The organism is Clostridium sp. MCC345, from assembly GCF_018785345.1.
GTDB classification, from domain to species: Bacteria; Bacillota; Clostridia; order Lachnospirales; family Anaerotignaceae; genus Anaerotignum_A; species Anaerotignum_A faecicola.
The window spans coordinates 101,634-116,002 of the sequence record NZ_WQPP01000017.1 but is presented as its reverse complement, the minus strand read 5'-3'; the positions used below and the strand labels follow the sequence as shown (position 1 = coordinate 116,002).

Below are 14,369 nucleotides of genomic sequence, written 5' to 3'. Positions count from 1 at the left end.
AATGAAGGTAATCGGTTTGACAGGCGGCACGGGCAGCGGTAAAAGCGTTGTCAGCAAAAGCCTTGCGGCGGCAGGCGCAGTGGTGATTGATGCGGATAAAATTGCGCATGAAATCATTTTAAAAGGCGAGCCTGCATATCAGGAAATTGTGAAGTATTACGGAACGGGAATTTTGGATGCAAAAGGAAACATCATCCGCAGAAGGCTAGGGGAAATTGTCTTCCATGATGCCGAAAAGCTGGCATTTTTGAACCAATGCACCCATAAATATATCTGTGCGGAGGTGGACAGACAGATTGCCAAGGCAGAGAAGGAAAACACCGCCAGGGCAGTGATTCTGGATGCACCGCTCCTGCTTGAGGCAGGGCTGGAAAACCGCTGTGATACGGTCTGGGTGGTCTATGCCGATCCGGAGGTGCGCGCAAAACGTGTGATGGCACGCGATGGTGTCAGCTATGACCTTGCCAAGGCGCGCATTGCCAACCAGAAAAGCTGGGAGGAATATAAGGAGTCGGCATCGGTTGTGATTGACAACAGCAAAGAGCTTGCCTATTTACAGGGGCAGTTGGATGAAATTTTAAAAACAATATAAAAAGGAAGCAAGGAACAATGATTCGATGTATCAGGAAATTGTTTACGCTGGCGGTGGTTCTGGTGCTGCTGGCGGCGTTTGGCTATAGTGTGGTTTTGCCGCGTGTGCTGCCTTTGCAGTATCGGGATATTGTGGAGCAGTATGCGGCGGAATATGGCTTGGAGGAGGCCTTTGTGTATGGTGTAATTTTCTGCGAAAGCCATTTCGAGCCGGATGTCATATCCTCTGCGGATGCCATTGGGCTGATGCAGGTGACGGAGGAAACGGGAAAATGGGCAGCGGCACAGATGGGACTTGACCCCGCAGCCATTGACCTGACCGATCCGGATACGAATATCCATATCGGCTGCTGGTATTTAAGCTGGCTGACAGAAAAATTCGGCGGTGTTTCGGAAACGGTTCTGGCAGGCTATAACGCAGGGCATGGCAGCGTGGCGCGGTGGCTTGCGGATGAGGAAATGAGCTGGGACGGCATTACGCTGGATGAAATTCCATACGAGGAAACGAAAAGCTATGTGAAACGGGTGAAGCTGGCGGAGCAGGCATATCGGCTGCGGCTGCGCCTGCAAGCGTATCTGGAGGAAACTCCGCTTGGTGTGTATGCAGACAGAACTGCGGATTTGGAAGGAAATGAAGAATGATGAAAAAAAGGATTTTTCTCCTTTTGCTGATTTTCTGCCTTGGGCTTGGCGGCTGTGGCAAGAAGGAGGAGCAAACGAAGAAGAAAACGACGGCAACAGAGGAAACAGGCATTGCATCCAAAGACGCAATGCTGACGCTTTCCATGCGGATTCCGGAAACGCTGAATCCGTTGCTGAACAGAGAAGAAACGGTTGATCGTATCCTCAAGCTGCTGTTTCTGCCGCTGGTTGATTTTGACGAAAGCGGCAAGGCATGCCCTGCCGTGGCGCAGAATTGGGAATTTTCGGCGGATGGCAGAAGCCTTTCCATGAATCTGAACAGCAATATCAGATGGCAGGATGGAACGGCACTGACGGCAGATGATGTGGTCTATTCCGTCAATACCCTGCGAAATGCCCCGGAGGATGCGGTGTATAAGCAGGTGATGAACTATGTGAGCGGCTGCAGCAAAACGGGAACGAATTCCGTTGTGATTACCTTCCGCGACAGCTTCAGCTCAAATATTGATGCGCTGCGATTCCCGATTATTCCTGCCGGCTATTACAGCGGACAGAGCGATACGAATACGAAGCCTGTCGGGGATGGCCCGTATGAAATGGAATCCTATCAGCAGGCATCGGAAATGAAGCTGAAGGCAAGTGCGTCCTATTATGGGAGTACGCCGCAGATTTCCGAAATTCGCGTGAAGATGACTGCCGGAGAGGAAACGGATATCAACGCGTTTGAGCAGGGCATGACAGATGTGCTTGTGACAAACGCTATGGATGCAGGCAAATATGCAGACGAAAGCGTTTCGGGGATGCATCAGTTTACCTCAAATCAGTATGATTTTATCGGCTTCAACTTCCGCAAGGAGCTTTGGAAGGATAAATCTGTCAGACAGGCGGTTGCGTATGCGGTGCCGCGGGATAATCTTAAGGAAAGCGTGTATCTGAATTATGCCGCTATGACGAATACGCCCATCAACCCGAAAAGCTGGCTTTACGAGGAAAACGTGGCGACGTATGAATATAATCCAACAATGGCGACAACCTTCCTGAAAAACAGCGGCTGGACGGATGCGGATAAGGATGGCAAGCTGGAAAAGGAAATCAGCGGCATAAGGCAGAGCCTGCGCGCGACCATTCTGGTAAATCAGGAAAACACGGGGCGGGTACAGATTGCCTCGAAGCTGAAGGAGGAGCTGACGGCGATCGGTTTTGAGGTGACACTGGACAAGGTGGACTTTGAAACCTATCAGCAGAGCTTGGAGAGCGGACAGTTTGACCTTGTGGTGGGCGGCTGGAAATGCTCAGAGGTGACGGATTTAACACCATTTTTCGGCACGGGCGGCAGCCTAAATTATATCGGCTACAGCGATGCGGATATGGATACCCTGCTGACGGCGGCAAGGACGGCAGTCGGCGAAGGGCAGACGCTTCTGGCTTATAGCAGCTTGCAGAAAAAGCTTGCCGAGGAGCTGCCTTATATCAGCATTGCCTACCGCAATCAGGCGGTTTTTGCATCTAAAAATATCGGAGGAGAAGTACATCCTGTGGAAAGCAATGTGTTCCGTGGGATTGAAGCGTGGACGTATCAGAAGGGGGAATAAGGATGTCTGAAATCAGAACAAATCCTTTTACGGGCGAGATGTCACTTTATGCGGAGAACAGAAGAAATCGCCCCTATGAATTTGTCCATAATACAGAAAGAAAACATGCAAACAGCGAGAAATGCCCCTTCTGCGGCGGACATGAGGCATGGACACCGGATGCCATTTATCAGGATGGCCCTAACGGGGCATGGCAGATGCGCGTGTTTCCGAATAAATTTCCGACTGTCCGAGAGGATTGTACGGATGCGGCAGAGGAGCCGTTTTATACCCAGACCGCAGGAAGGGGAAGGCACGAGATTCTGGTGGATACGCCTGACCATGATGCTACGATTGATACCTTCGATGCGGCGCATATCGCAAGCATTTTGCAGGTATTACAGGATAGACTGCATTTTTTCCGCAATCGTGCAGATACGCAGTATGTGCAGATTTTCAAAAACTGCGGGCCCTCCGCAGGGATGAGCATGCACCATTCGCATTGGCAGGTGGTGGGGCTGCCTGTTGTGCCGAAGCGTGCGGCAACCATGGCGGAGGCTATGCGCAGAGAGGACTGCCTGTTCTGCAAAATGCTTGCCTACGAAAAGGAAACGAACAGGCGTATTGTGGCGGAAACAGAGCATTTTCTTGCGCTTACGCCCTACGCCGGACGCTTTGCCTATGAGCTCTGGCTTGCCCCGAAGGCACATCAGCGTGATTTTGGCGAAATGAGCGCGGAAGAACGGCAGGAGCTTGCGGCACTTTTGCGGAAGATGCTTGGAAGGGTAACGGGGATTCGTGAGGATATTGGCTATAACATTTGCGTGATGGATGGCCCGAGAGATACGGATTTCCATTGGCATATTGAGATTTTGCCAAGAATCGGCGGCTTTGCCGGGTTTGAATTTGCGACCGATTGCTATATCTGCATGGTCAGCCCCGAAAATGCCGCGGTGTATTATCGGAAAGAGGAAGCAGAATAAAAAATAGAAAATGAAAAAGGGCGTTTCTCAAAGAAAGAGAAGCGACCTTTTTGGTTAGAGTGATTTTTGTTACAGCAATTCCTTGTAATCGCGGAAGGAGCAGTCTGCCAGTGCGGTGATTTTATCCACATCCGTCTGTCCGCGAAAGTCCTCATCCAGAACGGCATATACCCGGAAGCCTGCCGCCTTTGCGCCTCTTACTGCATAGAGCGCATCCTCGAATACGGCAGTTTCCTCCAATGTGCCACCCATTTTTTCCATGGCGGTCAGAAATGCCTTACCATCCTCCTTGTAAACCCCCAGCTCTGTGCAGGTCAGGATGCAGTCGAAATATTTGCGGATATCCAGACGGTCTAACGCAGGCTGGATATACCCTGCTTCGGATGCTGTGAGGATGCACATCTTCACACCCTTTTTTGCCATTGCCTCCAGATATTCCTTCGCGGAGGGACGCAGGGGAATAGTGTATTTATATGCATCTGTTACATAGGATGTAATTTCATCCACAATCTGCTGTGCGTCAAACGGAACGCCTAAATCATTCCTGAAATATTCCGCCGTCTGGTAAAGCGTCAGTGTTTTTACAACATCATGGATATCCTCCGGCACTGCAAAGCCGTGTTTTTCCAGAAAGGCTGCGCCGGTGCCGTGCCATGTGGGCATGGAATCAATAAGAGTGCCGTCTAAATCAAAAATAATATACTTCATGTCTAAAATTCCTTTTCTTATCTGTATTTGTCGATTTTTTTCGTTGGTGGTCAATGCGCCTGCAAAAATTTTAGCATTTTTCATGGAAATTGACAAGAGCGAGATGGGCGGCGAAAAATGGCGATTCTGATTTATTCCCTTCGGAAATATATTGTTAGAAAAAACAACGCGGAGGGAAATTCGTATGAAGGCTTGGAAACGGATACATATCACAAAAAAACGGGCGGCATGCGGCGTGCTGGGGCTTTTGCTGCTTGCGGCAGCGTATATGGGCGTGCCAAGGGCGGCGGAGAAGGTTTTTGCCGTTGCAGAGGGGGAAAGAAGGCTGCCGATTTATTGCGTGCAGACGGAGAAGCCACAGGTTTCCGTCAGCTTCGATGCGGCTTGGGGAGCCGATGATACGGATGAGCTGCTGCGGATTCTGAAGGAAAATGGCGTAAAGGCAACATTTTTTCTTTGCGGCTATTGGGTGGAAAAATATCCGGAGGAGGTGAAGAAAATCGCCGCGGAAGGGCACGATTTGGGCAACCATTCCGCTACACATCCGCACATGAGTCGGATTTCCTCCGAGGAAATTGCGCAGGAATTGCAGAAGTGTCATGAAAATGTGAAGAAGCTTACGGGAGTGGAGATGGAACTGTTTCGCCCACCCTTTGGGGAATATGATAACCATGTGATTGAAACAGCGGAGCAGAATGGGTATTATACCATTCAGTGGGATGTGGATAGTCTGGATTGGAAGGAACAGGGAGCGGAGGCGGAAATCAGGCAGGTGTTGGAGCATAAGCACCTGGGCAATGGTTCCATCATTCTGTTCCACAATGATGCGAAATACACCCCTAAGGTATTGGACACGATTCTCAAGGGAATCAAGGAAAAGGGGTTTGAGATTGTGCCGATTTCCCAGTTAATTCATCGGGAGAATTTCGAGATGGATCATGAGGGACGGCAGATTCCGAAAGGTAAAGATGTATAAAATCAGTCTGAATACGAGAGAAGTTATAAACAACAGGCGTATTCCGATACTGTATTTTTAGGCAATCAGGGGTGCAATGTTCGATTTCGAACACTGCACCCCTTGTTTGTCCATTGTTCTCTTTGGACTTTTTTTATAAGATAAAAATGATGAAACAATAATTCGTCCACACCTAATGCCGAGGTTTGGATGGATGGCTATGTTGGAGTGTTTCTCTGAAATGAAAACATCAGAGGGAAGCCCGGAGGTTTGGTCGGTACCAATGGGGCGGCATTCTTCCGACAGCAATTTGCTGCGGATAAAATCACCTGAGGACAGAGCGGAAAGAAAGGAAGAAAGACTATGAACGTTGCAAATACCATCAAAAAATTGGGTCTGGAACAGGCGTTTGATTACCTGTATAAAGACCCGGAAAACAACCTGCTGAAGCTAATGAATTGGGCGGACAAATTTTCCGATGGGGAATTTGTATCCCAACGTAAGGCAATTCGGGAAGCAATAGAAAATCCTGCGCACCCTTACCATGACTATATCCTGCATATCATCCATGATATCGACCCGGAGGTCATGAAAACGTTAGCTGTTAATTTCTTCATCAATGCCAGCTTAATCGGCTGGTCGAAGCAGGAAGGAAACCGAGCAAAGTATAACTGTAATGTTCCCTGGGCGATTCTTTTGGACCCTACATCTGCCTGCAATCTGCACTGCACCGGATGTTGGGCTGCCGAGTATGGCAATAAGCTGAATCTTACCTTTGATGAGATTGACAGCATTATTCAGCAAGGCAAGAAATTGGGTGTCTATATGTATATCTATACCGGCGGTGAGCCGCTGACGAGAAAGAATGATCTGATTCGGCTGTGCGAAAAGCATAATGATTGTGTATTCCTTTGCTTTACGAATGCGACATTGATTGATGAAAAGTTTGCCGATGAAATGCTGCGCGTGAAGAACTTTATTCCTGCCATTTCTTTGGAGGGGGACGAGGTTTCCACGGACAGCCGCCGCGGACAAGGAACCTATCAGAAGGTCGTTCGGGCAATGAAGTTGCTGCATGAGAAAAAGCTGCCCTACGGCATTTCCTCTTGTTATACCAGCGTGAATTACGAGAAGATTACATCGGATACATACTATAACAGTCTGATTGACATGGGTGCTTATTTCATCTGGTACTTCCATTATATGCCGGTTGGCAATGATGCTGCGCCTGAACTGCTGCCAAATCCCAAGCAGCGTGAAACCGTTTATCACCGTATTCGCCATCTGCGTGCCACGAAGCCTTTGTTCGCCATGGACTTTCAAAATGATGCGGAATATGTGGGCGGATGTATTGCCGGAGGCAAGCGGTATCTGCATATCAATGCAAACGGGGATGTAGATCCTTGCGTGTTCGTGCATTATTCCAACGCTAACATTCGGGAATGTACGCTGTTAGAGGCACTGCAAAGCCCGATTTTTATGGCATATCATGATAATATGCCTTTTAATGATAATATGCTCCAACCTTGCCCTATGCTGGAAAACCCGGAACGCCTGCGGAAAATGGTTGCGGAAACCGGCGCACATTCCACCGATCCGCAATCTCCGGAAACGGCGGATCATCTGTGTGGGAAGTGTGATTCCTATGCGAAGTGCTGGGCACCGGAGGCTGAACGGCTCTGGAGGGCTGAACAGGAAGAAAAAAAGCACATATAAAGGATGAGCGCCGCAGGAGACTGCGGCGCTTGCTTATTCTTTTATAGCCGACTTAACGGCAGTCTGCCCGATGGATTTTTGTAGAGCGCGAGTTTCTACGCCCTCCATTAAGGAGCAGATTCGTTCGATATCCGTTTCCAGATCATACTGCATTTCGGCATCCAGCCAATCCAGTAAATAGCCGACTACGATACACTTATAATGGTGATTCAGGATTTCGGCATCCCTTGCGGGAATGGAAATCGTTTTGGAAATACTGGCAAAATATGCATTGACCGCGTACTGTGTCAGTCGGTTGATATAAAACAGAAAGGTTTCCAAGGGGACTGCGCGGTATACATGAAGGATTGCTTGCTTATGTGCCTCCCCATATTGCAGAACAGGCTTAATGCAGTCCAATGGGCGACCCGGTGTGTAATGGTACGCAATCAGAGCGTTGACCTTTTCCTCCATCATTTCCAAAAGCAGGGAGGGAATATCCGGAAAATGATAATAAAAGGTGTTCCGGTTGATGTCGCAACGGTTTACGATATCTTTCACTGTAATTTTATTGATAGGGCGTTCTTCTAAAAGCTGAGCAAACGCCTCTATAATAGAAGCTCGTGTTCGTCGCATATTAACCTCCAGACTATACGGCTTGAGTTCATCCAAATTAGTTGCCTGTTTTATTCCATCGTTCTACAATAGCAGACAATATAATGGGATTATAACAAAAATTGCTTTGGAAAACAAGAAAACATCGCTGGAATTGGGAAATGCAAATGGTATGGGGGATAAAAACAGGAAAAATCGGATGCATGGATAATCGGCTGCATGGCTGCATGAAGAGAAGCCGTAAAACGAAGGACAATTTCCATTTCCTGTGTATGCAGATAGGGAAGATTTATTGCTGTGGAAAAGGAAGATGGGATTATTGTACCCAAAAAGAGAAAGAACCACAATATTTAGTTTTCAACATTCTTGTACATACTAAATATCGTGGTTTTCATTCAAATAAAAAATCATCCGACGCATTTCTTACAGGGGGTCAGCCCTCTTGCGAGCGCCTTCTCCAGCGTAGATGCAATATAGGTGCCGCCATTGCAGGAGCCGCTATAGTGGTACCGTTCGTTTTGTCACAAAAGATGACAATTTAACAGAAAAAGTCGATTTATTTCGGCAGTCTCTGCCGCACAACCTCATACAGCAGTACCCCTGCGGCAACAGAAGCATTCAGGCTTTCTGCCTGCCCCGGCATGGGAATTTTCACCCACGCATCGCAGAGTGCGGCGGCATCCTCACTGAGACCGCGTGCCTCGTTGCCAATGAGAAAGGCACAGGCATCCTGTAAGGGCAGAGCATAGGGATAGCGATTGCCCTTCAGATGTGCGGCGTAAAGCGGAATCTGCTTTGCCTGCATTTTTTCCGAAAGGGTATGCAGGTCGATATTTTGGAAGACAGGCACATGGAACAGACTGCCCATGGTGGCGCGCAGCACCTTCGGGTTATAAAGATCAACACTGCCCTTGCTGAGAAAAACGGCATCTGCACCGCAGGCATCCGCCGTACGAATGACCGTCCCCAGATTGCCGGGGTCATTCAGCTCTTCCGCCAGAAGGAGAAAGGGCGTTTTTTTCGCAAGCACCGCATCTGCATCCCAATCCAGCTTTTTGCAGACCGCCAGAATTCCCTGTGGGTTTTCCGTATCGCAGACGGCGGCAAAGAGCGCATCTGTCAGACAAAGCACCTCTGCCTTTTCTTCGTAGGGGGAAAGGTCGTTTTCTGCGGCAAAGGCATCGCTCACCGCATACGCAAGCACCTCCCAATTCTTCGGGATTTCGCGGATAAAGCGCAGTCCTTCCGCGATGAAAAGCCCCTCCTTATCGCGATTTTTCTTTATTTTTAAGCCGTTCAGCCGCTTGATCCATTTGTTGTCGCGGCTTTCGATTCGTTTCATGGTATCACCTCGCTTTCTATGATAAAGGAGAAGCTCCTGCTTTGCAAGAAAAAGGATGCAAGCGACGGGAAAATATGGTACAATCAGGGCAAAGAGAGCAGAAAAAGGAGGTTTTTACCTATGACACCACAGGAAAAAAGAAAAGAGCTTTTGAGCGCAACTCTGTTGAAAAAGCTGGAACGCCGCCATTTTGAAGCATACTACTGTCCCACAGCGACAGAAGCCATCGAAAAGGTGCTGTCCCTCATTCCGGAAGGCAGCAGTATCACATGGGGTGGCTCCATGACCATTCGCGATATGGGGCTGACAAAGGCGGTAAAGGAAGGCAATTATAACGTCATTGACAGAGATACCGCGGCAAATCCTGCCGAAATGCGTGAAATGATGCGTCAGGGACTCTTGTGCGATTACTATTTGACCAGCACCAATGCCATTTCCGAGGATGGCGTTCTGGTAAATATTGATGGGACAGGCAACCGTGTTGCGTCCATCTGCTTCGGGCCGAACAATGTGATTGTTCTGGCGAGCCTGAGCAAGGTGGCACAGGATGTGGATGCGGCAATCAAGCGCGTGAGAGGGTACGTTGCACCTGTCAACAGCATGCGCTTCATGGGGAAAACCCCTTGTGCAGTGGACGGCACCTGCCATAACTGCGTTTCCGAGGAATGTATTTGTAATCAGATTCTGGTGACAAGAGTCTGCCGCCCGGCAGGCAGAATTAAGGTGATTCTGATTGGCGAGGAATATGGATATTAAGATTTAAGTTGAAAACGGGCGCACCTTTTGTGGGAAGGCTTTTTCAGAAAGAGGGTTGCAAATGAACAAGCAAAAGCATATCAGTATTCGTATAGACGAAGAAGTATTGAAAAAATTTCATTATGTTTCCAGATACAACGGACGTTCCGCCAGCGGGCAGATTTTATACCTCATCAATCAATGTATTCGCGAATTTGAGAAGGAGCAGGGCGAAATCGAATTGGAACGCCCGAACCCTTGATTTTTCTCCCCAATCTGCTACAATAATGAGGTTAGGAGAGTACGATTTACGAAGGAGAAAAAATAATGGAAGAAATGGTTTTTCAGATTGGGCCCATTCGTCCGCCCAGTGAGGCAAACAGCCTGCTTTTGCGCGTGACGGTGAACTGCCCTTGGAATAGATGTAAATTCTGTATGCTGTATAAAAAATACGATTTTCATACCCGTTCCGTTGCGGAGGTGAAGAAGGATATCGACACCATGGCGGAGCTGCGTGACCGTATTTTGCAGTATAAAACGGCGAACGGCTGGGATATACAGGCAATCAACAACGAATATCAGACTTTGACGACAGATGATCAGCGTTGGTGCTATCAGATGGTGTTCCGCTGGATGACAGAGGGGGACTGCAATTCCATCTTTTTGCAGGATGCGAATACGATGTGTCTGCGTGCGGATTGGCTTGCGGAAATCATCCGTTATGTGCGCGTGAAGCTGCCCGAAATCAAGCGGATTACCTCCTATGGCAGAGCAAACACGCTTGCGAAAATTACCCCGGAGGATTATAAAATGCTCAAGGAGGCAGGCCTAGACCGTATCCATTCCGGCTACGAATCTGGTTCCGATAAGGTGCTTGCGCTGATTGAAAAGGGCTGCACGCAGGAGGAACAGATTATCGGCGGCAGAAAGGTGAGAGAGGCAGGGATTGAGCTTTCTATCTACTTTATGCCCGGTGTCGGCGGCAGGGAGCTTTCCGATGACAACGCCATTGAAACGGCGAAGGTTATCAATGCGGTGAATCCGAATTTTGTCCGCCTGCGTACCTTTGTGCTGCGTACCGGCTCACTGATGGAGGAGGTGCGCGATGCCGGCGGCTGGACGGAGGATACCGATATGAATAAGCTTTTGGAAATTCGCAAGCTCTTAGCGCATATCGACCCGACAAAGGCAAACGGCAGAATCACAAGTGACCACATCATTAACCTTTTACAGGAGGTCAACGGCGATATGGATACCGACCTGCCCTGGATGCTGGAATATATTGATTCCTTCCTTGCCCTGCCCAAGCTGGAGCAGAGAAAATATCAGATGGCGCGCCGCATGGGCTTCCCTCTGGACTGGAAGCAGCTTTGGCGGATGCGCGAGAGTGACCAGAAAATCGTTGAGGATTTAGCGAAAAATATCGTAGATGAAAAGGATTGGGAAAAGAAACTCCATACCTATATGGATCATTATATTTAAGGAGGTGCCGCAATGGCAAGAGAAACGGTTTTTACGGCAATTATCCCTGCAATTCTAATCTTCTTTCTGGTCTTCTTTAATATCAGAAAAATGCAGAAGCAGGCGAAGATTATGAAAATGGAGCATGAGGGCAAATGCGGCGGAGGCTGTGCAGGCTGCGCCCACAGCAAAAGCTGTCATTCCGAGAAGAAGGATTTATAAGAAAAAAAGAATCACCTCAAACTGATTTTTCTGTCAGCTTGAGGTGTTTTTTTATGCTTCTCCCTTTGTTTTGCTTTCGTGCTCGTTGCGGTAGCGTGTCATTAAGCCGTGGAACAGCTCTTCTGCCGTCGGGGGTGTAAAGCTGATGGCATTTGCGCCTGCCGCTACGGTTTCACGGATGCTTTCCTGCGAGGGACCGCCTGTTGCAATGATGGGCAGGTCGGGGTAGCGTTCGCGCAGAATCCGCACTACCTCCGGCGTGCGTGCCGCTGCAGATACATTGAAAATCGTCGCACCTGCTTCCAGACGAGCATCGATGTCCGTATTTTCATCCAGAACGGTTACAACAATGGGAATATCGATGATATCTGCAATTTGCGCGATGACATCGTTCGTTGTCGGCGCATTCACCACAACTGCCATTGCCCCGAAGGCTTCGGCATCCTTCGCAAGCATGACAACGCGCGCGCCTGTGGTTGTGCCGCCGCCTACGCCGCAGAAAACGGGCAGGCTGGAGGTGGAAACAATCGCATCAGCAATAATCTGCTGGGGCGTAAAGGGATATACCGCAAGTACAGCATCTGCGTTGCAGTTGCGAATGGTGGCAATATCGGTAGAAAAAATCAAGGACTTGATGCGTCGCCCCATAATCACAATCCCGCTGGCGGCATAAATTTCATCCGGCATGGTTACGATATGGTGGCTTCTCAGCTTTGTCTTGACGTGGGGAATCTTTTTTTCACGGTCGAGCTTGATATGGTTCATTGGGGCACTTCCTTTCTGCATTTTATTTTTCCTAGCGTTCTTCTATATTATACGGCAGAGAAAATACACTTGTCAATAAATATGGAAGGAACTGGAAGGCTGCCGCCGTACTTGACAGCAGGACGCTTTTTCATTAAACTAGAAAAAAGAATCAGAAGGTAATATGTATTTTGAAAATTTTTAAAGGAGGATGACCTTGGAGACTTATATAGGTCTGATACTTTCCGTTTTGCTCAACATCATTTCGTTGGTGCTGATTGGGAGGTATCGTGTACAGGAAAACGAAAAGGATGTGACGGAGGAGGAAATCCGTCAGATGGTGGACGCAGGCGGTGACAGCGGTACGATTGATGAAAACGTGAAGGAGATGCTCAATAATATCTTTGAGCTGAGCAACAGCTCCGCAGGGGATATTGCCACCCATAGAACCGATATTGTTGCTGTTCCCGTGGATGCAACTCTGGAGGAAATCAAAAACGTCACGGCGGAGGAAAAATATTCCCGTATCGTGGTGTATGATGATAATATCGATAATATTGTCGGGGTGTACCATGTGAAGGATATGGTGAAATATATCCTTGCGGATGTAACCCGTGTGGAGGAGGGGCATTTCCATCTGAAGGAAATCCTTATGAAGCCCTATTTTATCCCATTTTCCAAAAAGGTGGACGAGCTGCTTGCGGAAATGAAGGTGAAGAAGGTACACATGGCAATCGTCATTGATGAATACGGCGGCACGGCAGGCATTGTCACCATGGAGGATATCATGGAGGAAATCTTCGGGAATATCTTCGATGAATATGACGAGGAAGAGGAAGAGGACATCACTGAGGTTTCGGAGGGTGTTTACCGCATTGACGGCTCGACCGATTTGCAGGACGTAGAGGAACAGCTTGGCATTACCTTCGAGGAAAATGAGGACTACGATACCCTTGGCGGCTATCTCATCGGGCAGCTGGGGCATATCCCTGAGGAGGGCGAAACGATAGAAATGAAGCTTTGCGGCTGGCTCTTTAGCGTAGAGCTGTTTGAGGAGAAGCGTATCCTCAAGGTTCTGGCAACAAAGCTGCCGGAGGAGGAAAGGGAAGAAGCCGAAGCAGAAAAAAAGGCTGACGAGGAATAAAAAAACGGACACGATTGATTTTTTTTCGGTCGTGTCTTTTTTGTGCCTGCATAGAACCTGCACAGAAGATTTTGTCCATCCATACCTTAAAGTAGAACACAAAAAAGCAGAACGCAAGGAAAGGATGGAATTTCTGATGCCCAATAATAATCGGTATGAAATAAGTGAAGCTTTACAAATGCCCCTGCCGCTGACCAAGGAAGAAGCCATGCAGGAAACGCTGACGCAGGAGGAGAGCGCCGCGCGCCGCTTTCCGATTCTGCCGAGCAATGCAAATGTGACGGTGATTCCCATTATTCCGGGGATTACGCTTTTTGGCTACATCCGCTTTCTGAATGCAAGCCCCGTGGAAACGCGCGTGGATATTTACGCCAACGGGCGGAAGGTGGCTGCTGATTTGCGCTATCAGCATTTTACGGAATATATGAAGCTGTTTCCGGGGTGGTACCGCATTGCAATTTACCGCGCAGGAACCGTCACAAATCCTCTGACCGTTCTGCGCTTGCAGGTGCAGTCCGGCGGCATTTATACCGTTGCGGTGACAGGTCTGGCAGATGCGCTTTCTACGCTGACCATCGAGGACAGCCACCGTTACCTCAGCCCTAATCGGGCGTATATCCGCTTTGTGCAGCTTTCACCGACTGCCCCTGCTATGGATGTTTACTGGGATGACCGCATGGTGCTTTCCGATTTACGCTATGAGGAAATCAGCCGCTACCTCACCACAGCTCCCGGCAGTCATAATCTTAAGCTGCGCGAGACTGACACAGGCAAAATCCTTGTGGAGCATCCCAAAGTGAACCTCAAGGGCGGCAAGGCGTATACGGTTTATGTGGTTGGCAGCCGCGCGGACAGGGCAGGTCTGCAGGTGCTGATCCCCCTTGAGGGTGTGACCTATCTGGACTTCGGAAAGTGAGAAATTTATGGATTTTTTCTCAAAAAACCTGTACGAATGGCGTAT

The 14,369-nt window shown here is 48.8% G+C and carries 16 protein-coding genes; 12 read left to right on the top strand and 4 right to left on the bottom strand.

The window, feature by feature from the left end; translation table 11 throughout:
- Position 1: 1 nt before the first annotated feature.
- Genes coaE through GPK49_RS04685 form a run of 4 tightly spaced genes read left to right on the top strand, consistent with a single transcriptional unit; the run spans position 2 to position 3,787 of the window.
- Complete coding sequence (gene coaE, locus GPK49_RS04700; RefSeq protein WP_215676898.1) at positions 2 to 592, top strand: dephospho-CoA kinase; 591 nt, start codon at positions 2 to 4, stop codon at positions 590 to 592.
- 17 nt (positions 593 to 609) lie between these two features.
- Complete coding sequence (locus GPK49_RS04695; protein ID WP_016408042.1) at positions 610 to 1,233, top strand: lytic transglycosylase domain-containing protein; 624 nt, start codon at positions 610 to 612, stop codon at positions 1,231 to 1,233.
- The gene (locus GPK49_RS04690; RefSeq protein WP_215676897.1) at positions 1,230 to 2,825 is read left to right on the top strand and encodes a peptide ABC transporter substrate-binding protein; all 1,596 of its coding nucleotides are present in this window, start codon (positions 1,230 to 1,232) and stop codon (positions 2,823 to 2,825) included. The genes GPK49_RS04695 and GPK49_RS04690 overlap by 4 nt, the downstream gene beginning before the upstream one ends.
- 2 nt (positions 2,826 to 2,827) lie before the next feature.
- Positions 2,828 to 3,787 carry a galactose-1-phosphate uridylyltransferase gene (locus GPK49_RS04685; protein ID WP_215676896.1) on the top strand — a complete coding sequence of 320 codons (960 nt, stop codon included), beginning with the start codon at positions 2,828 to 2,830 and terminating at the stop codon, positions 3,785 to 3,787.
- 69 nt (positions 3,788 to 3,856) lie between these two features.
- Here GPK49_RS04685 and GPK49_RS04680 read toward each other — a convergent pair whose 3' ends face one another.
- Entirely contained in the window at positions 3,857 to 4,495 is a 639-nt protein-coding gene (locus GPK49_RS04680) for an HAD family hydrolase (RefSeq protein WP_118579434.1), read from the bottom strand.
- 184 nt (positions 4,496 to 4,679) lie between these two features.
- Between GPK49_RS04680 and GPK49_RS04675 the strand changes: the two genes are divergently transcribed.
- Both GPK49_RS04675 and GPK49_RS04670 read left to right on the top strand, forming a co-directional pair.
- The gene (locus GPK49_RS04675) at positions 4,680 to 5,471 is read left to right on the top strand and encodes a polysaccharide deacetylase family protein (RefSeq protein ID WP_215676895.1); all 792 of its coding nucleotides are present in this window, start codon (positions 4,680 to 4,682) and stop codon (positions 5,469 to 5,471) included.
- Between the two features lie 342 nt (positions 5,472 to 5,813).
- Positions 5,814 to 7,166 carry a radical SAM protein gene (locus GPK49_RS04670; protein ID WP_215676894.1) on the top strand — a complete coding sequence of 451 codons (1,353 nt, stop codon included), beginning with the start codon at positions 5,814 to 5,816 and terminating at the stop codon, positions 7,164 to 7,166.
- Between the two features lie 33 nt (positions 7,167 to 7,199).
- Here GPK49_RS04670 and GPK49_RS04665 read toward each other — a convergent pair whose 3' ends face one another.
- Both GPK49_RS04665 and GPK49_RS04660 read right to left on the bottom strand, forming a co-directional pair.
- Positions 7,200 to 7,781 carry a TetR/AcrR family transcriptional regulator gene (locus tag GPK49_RS04665; RefSeq protein ID WP_215676893.1) on the bottom strand — a complete coding sequence of 194 codons (582 nt, stop codon included), beginning with the start codon at positions 7,779 to 7,781 and terminating at the stop codon, positions 7,200 to 7,202.
- A gap of 535 nt (positions 7,782 to 8,316) precedes the next feature.
- Positions 8,317 to 9,102: a TrmH family RNA methyltransferase gene (locus tag GPK49_RS04660; RefSeq protein WP_215676892.1), complete on the bottom strand. Its 786-nt coding sequence runs from the start codon at positions 9,100 to 9,102 to the stop codon at positions 8,317 to 8,319.
- A gap of 120 nt (positions 9,103 to 9,222) precedes the next feature.
- Here GPK49_RS04660 and GPK49_RS04655 point away from each other — a divergent pair, with 120 nt between their 5' ends.
- The 4 genes from GPK49_RS04655 to GPK49_RS04640 all read left to right on the top strand — a co-directional run bounded on the left by GPK49_RS04655 (position 9,223) and on the right by GPK49_RS04640 (position 11,520).
- A complete protein-coding gene (locus GPK49_RS04655; protein ID WP_016408033.1) occupies positions 9,223 to 9,858 on the top strand; it encodes a lactate utilization protein in 636 nt (211 codons plus the stop codon).
- A gap of 61 nt (positions 9,859 to 9,919) precedes the next feature.
- The gene (locus GPK49_RS04650; RefSeq protein WP_016408032.1) at positions 9,920 to 10,099 is read left to right on the top strand and encodes a hypothetical protein; all 180 of its coding nucleotides are present in this window, start codon (positions 9,920 to 9,922) and stop codon (positions 10,097 to 10,099) included.
- A 65-nt stretch (positions 10,100 to 10,164) separates the two neighbouring features.
- Positions 10,165 to 11,319 (top strand): radical SAM protein, encoded by a 1,155-nt coding sequence (locus GPK49_RS04645; protein ID WP_016408031.1) that lies wholly within the window; start codon positions 10,165 to 10,167, stop codon positions 11,317 to 11,319.
- A 12-nt stretch (positions 11,320 to 11,331) separates the two neighbouring features.
- Positions 11,332 to 11,520, top strand: coding sequence for a FeoB-associated Cys-rich membrane protein (locus GPK49_RS04640; protein ID WP_016408030.1), 189 nt, complete (start codon positions 11,332 to 11,334; stop codon positions 11,518 to 11,520).
- Between the two features lie 51 nt (positions 11,521 to 11,571).
- On the opposite strand, the gene GPK49_RS04635 is transcribed toward GPK49_RS04640, so the two are convergent.
- Positions 11,572 to 12,285 (bottom strand): hydrolase, encoded by a 714-nt coding sequence (locus tag GPK49_RS04635; protein WP_215676891.1) that lies wholly within the window; start codon positions 12,283 to 12,285, stop codon positions 11,572 to 11,574.
- A 196-nt stretch (positions 12,286 to 12,481) separates the two neighbouring features.
- Between GPK49_RS04635 and GPK49_RS04630 the strand changes: the two genes are divergently transcribed.
- Both GPK49_RS04630 and GPK49_RS04625 read left to right on the top strand, forming a co-directional pair.
- Positions 12,482 to 13,408 carry a hemolysin family protein gene (locus tag GPK49_RS04630; protein WP_215676890.1) on the top strand — a complete coding sequence of 309 codons (927 nt, stop codon included), beginning with the start codon at positions 12,482 to 12,484 and terminating at the stop codon, positions 13,406 to 13,408.
- 136 nt (positions 13,409 to 13,544) lie between these two features.
- Entirely contained in the window at positions 13,545 to 14,324 is a 780-nt protein-coding gene (locus GPK49_RS04625; protein ID WP_215676889.1) for a DUF4397 domain-containing protein, read from the top strand.
- The last annotated feature ends 45 nt before the right edge of the window (positions 14,325 to 14,369 follow it).

Coding starts and splice junctions, on each gene's coding strand:
- GPK49_RS04690 (WP_215676897.1), top strand. CDS start 1,230: ATGATGAAAAAAAGGATTTTTCTCCTTTTGCTGATTTTCTGCCTTGGG.
- coaE (WP_215676898.1), top strand. CDS start 2: ATGAAGGTAATCGGTTTGACAGGCGGCACGGGCAGCGGTAAAAGCGTT.
- GPK49_RS04695 (WP_016408042.1), top strand. CDS start 610: ATGATTCGATGTATCAGGAAATTGTTTACGCTGGCGGTGGTTCTGGTG.
- GPK49_RS04650 (WP_016408032.1), top strand. CDS start 9,920: ATGAACAAGCAAAAGCATATCAGTATTCGTATAGACGAAGAAGTATTG.
- GPK49_RS04675 (WP_215676895.1), top strand. CDS start 4,680: ATGAAGGCTTGGAAACGGATACATATCACAAAAAAACGGGCGGCATGC.
- GPK49_RS04645 (WP_016408031.1), top strand. CDS start 10,165: ATGGAAGAAATGGTTTTTCAGATTGGGCCCATTCGTCCGCCCAGTGAG.
- GPK49_RS04680 (WP_118579434.1), bottom strand. CDS start 4,495: ATGAAGTATATTATTTTTGATTTAGACGGCACTCTTATTGATTCCATG.
- GPK49_RS04685 (WP_215676896.1), top strand. CDS start 2,828: ATGTCTGAAATCAGAACAAATCCTTTTACGGGCGAGATGTCACTTTAT.
- GPK49_RS04635 (WP_215676891.1), bottom strand. CDS start 12,285: ATGAACCATATCAAGCTCGACCGTGAAAAAAAGATTCCCCACGTCAAG.
- GPK49_RS04625 (WP_215676889.1), top strand. CDS start 13,545: ATGCCCAATAATAATCGGTATGAAATAAGTGAAGCTTTACAAATGCCC.
- GPK49_RS04660 (WP_215676892.1), bottom strand. CDS start 9,102: ATGAAACGAATCGAAAGCCGCGACAACAAATGGATCAAGCGGCTGAAC.
- GPK49_RS04655 (WP_016408033.1), top strand. CDS start 9,223: ATGACACCACAGGAAAAAAGAAAAGAGCTTTTGAGCGCAACTCTGTTG.
- GPK49_RS04665 (WP_215676893.1), bottom strand. CDS start 7,781: ATGCGACGAACACGAGCTTCTATTATAGAGGCGTTTGCTCAGCTTTTA.
- GPK49_RS04670 (WP_215676894.1), top strand. CDS start 5,814: ATGAACGTTGCAAATACCATCAAAAAATTGGGTCTGGAACAGGCGTTT.
- GPK49_RS04640 (WP_016408030.1), top strand. CDS start 11,332: ATGGCAAGAGAAACGGTTTTTACGGCAATTATCCCTGCAATTCTAATC.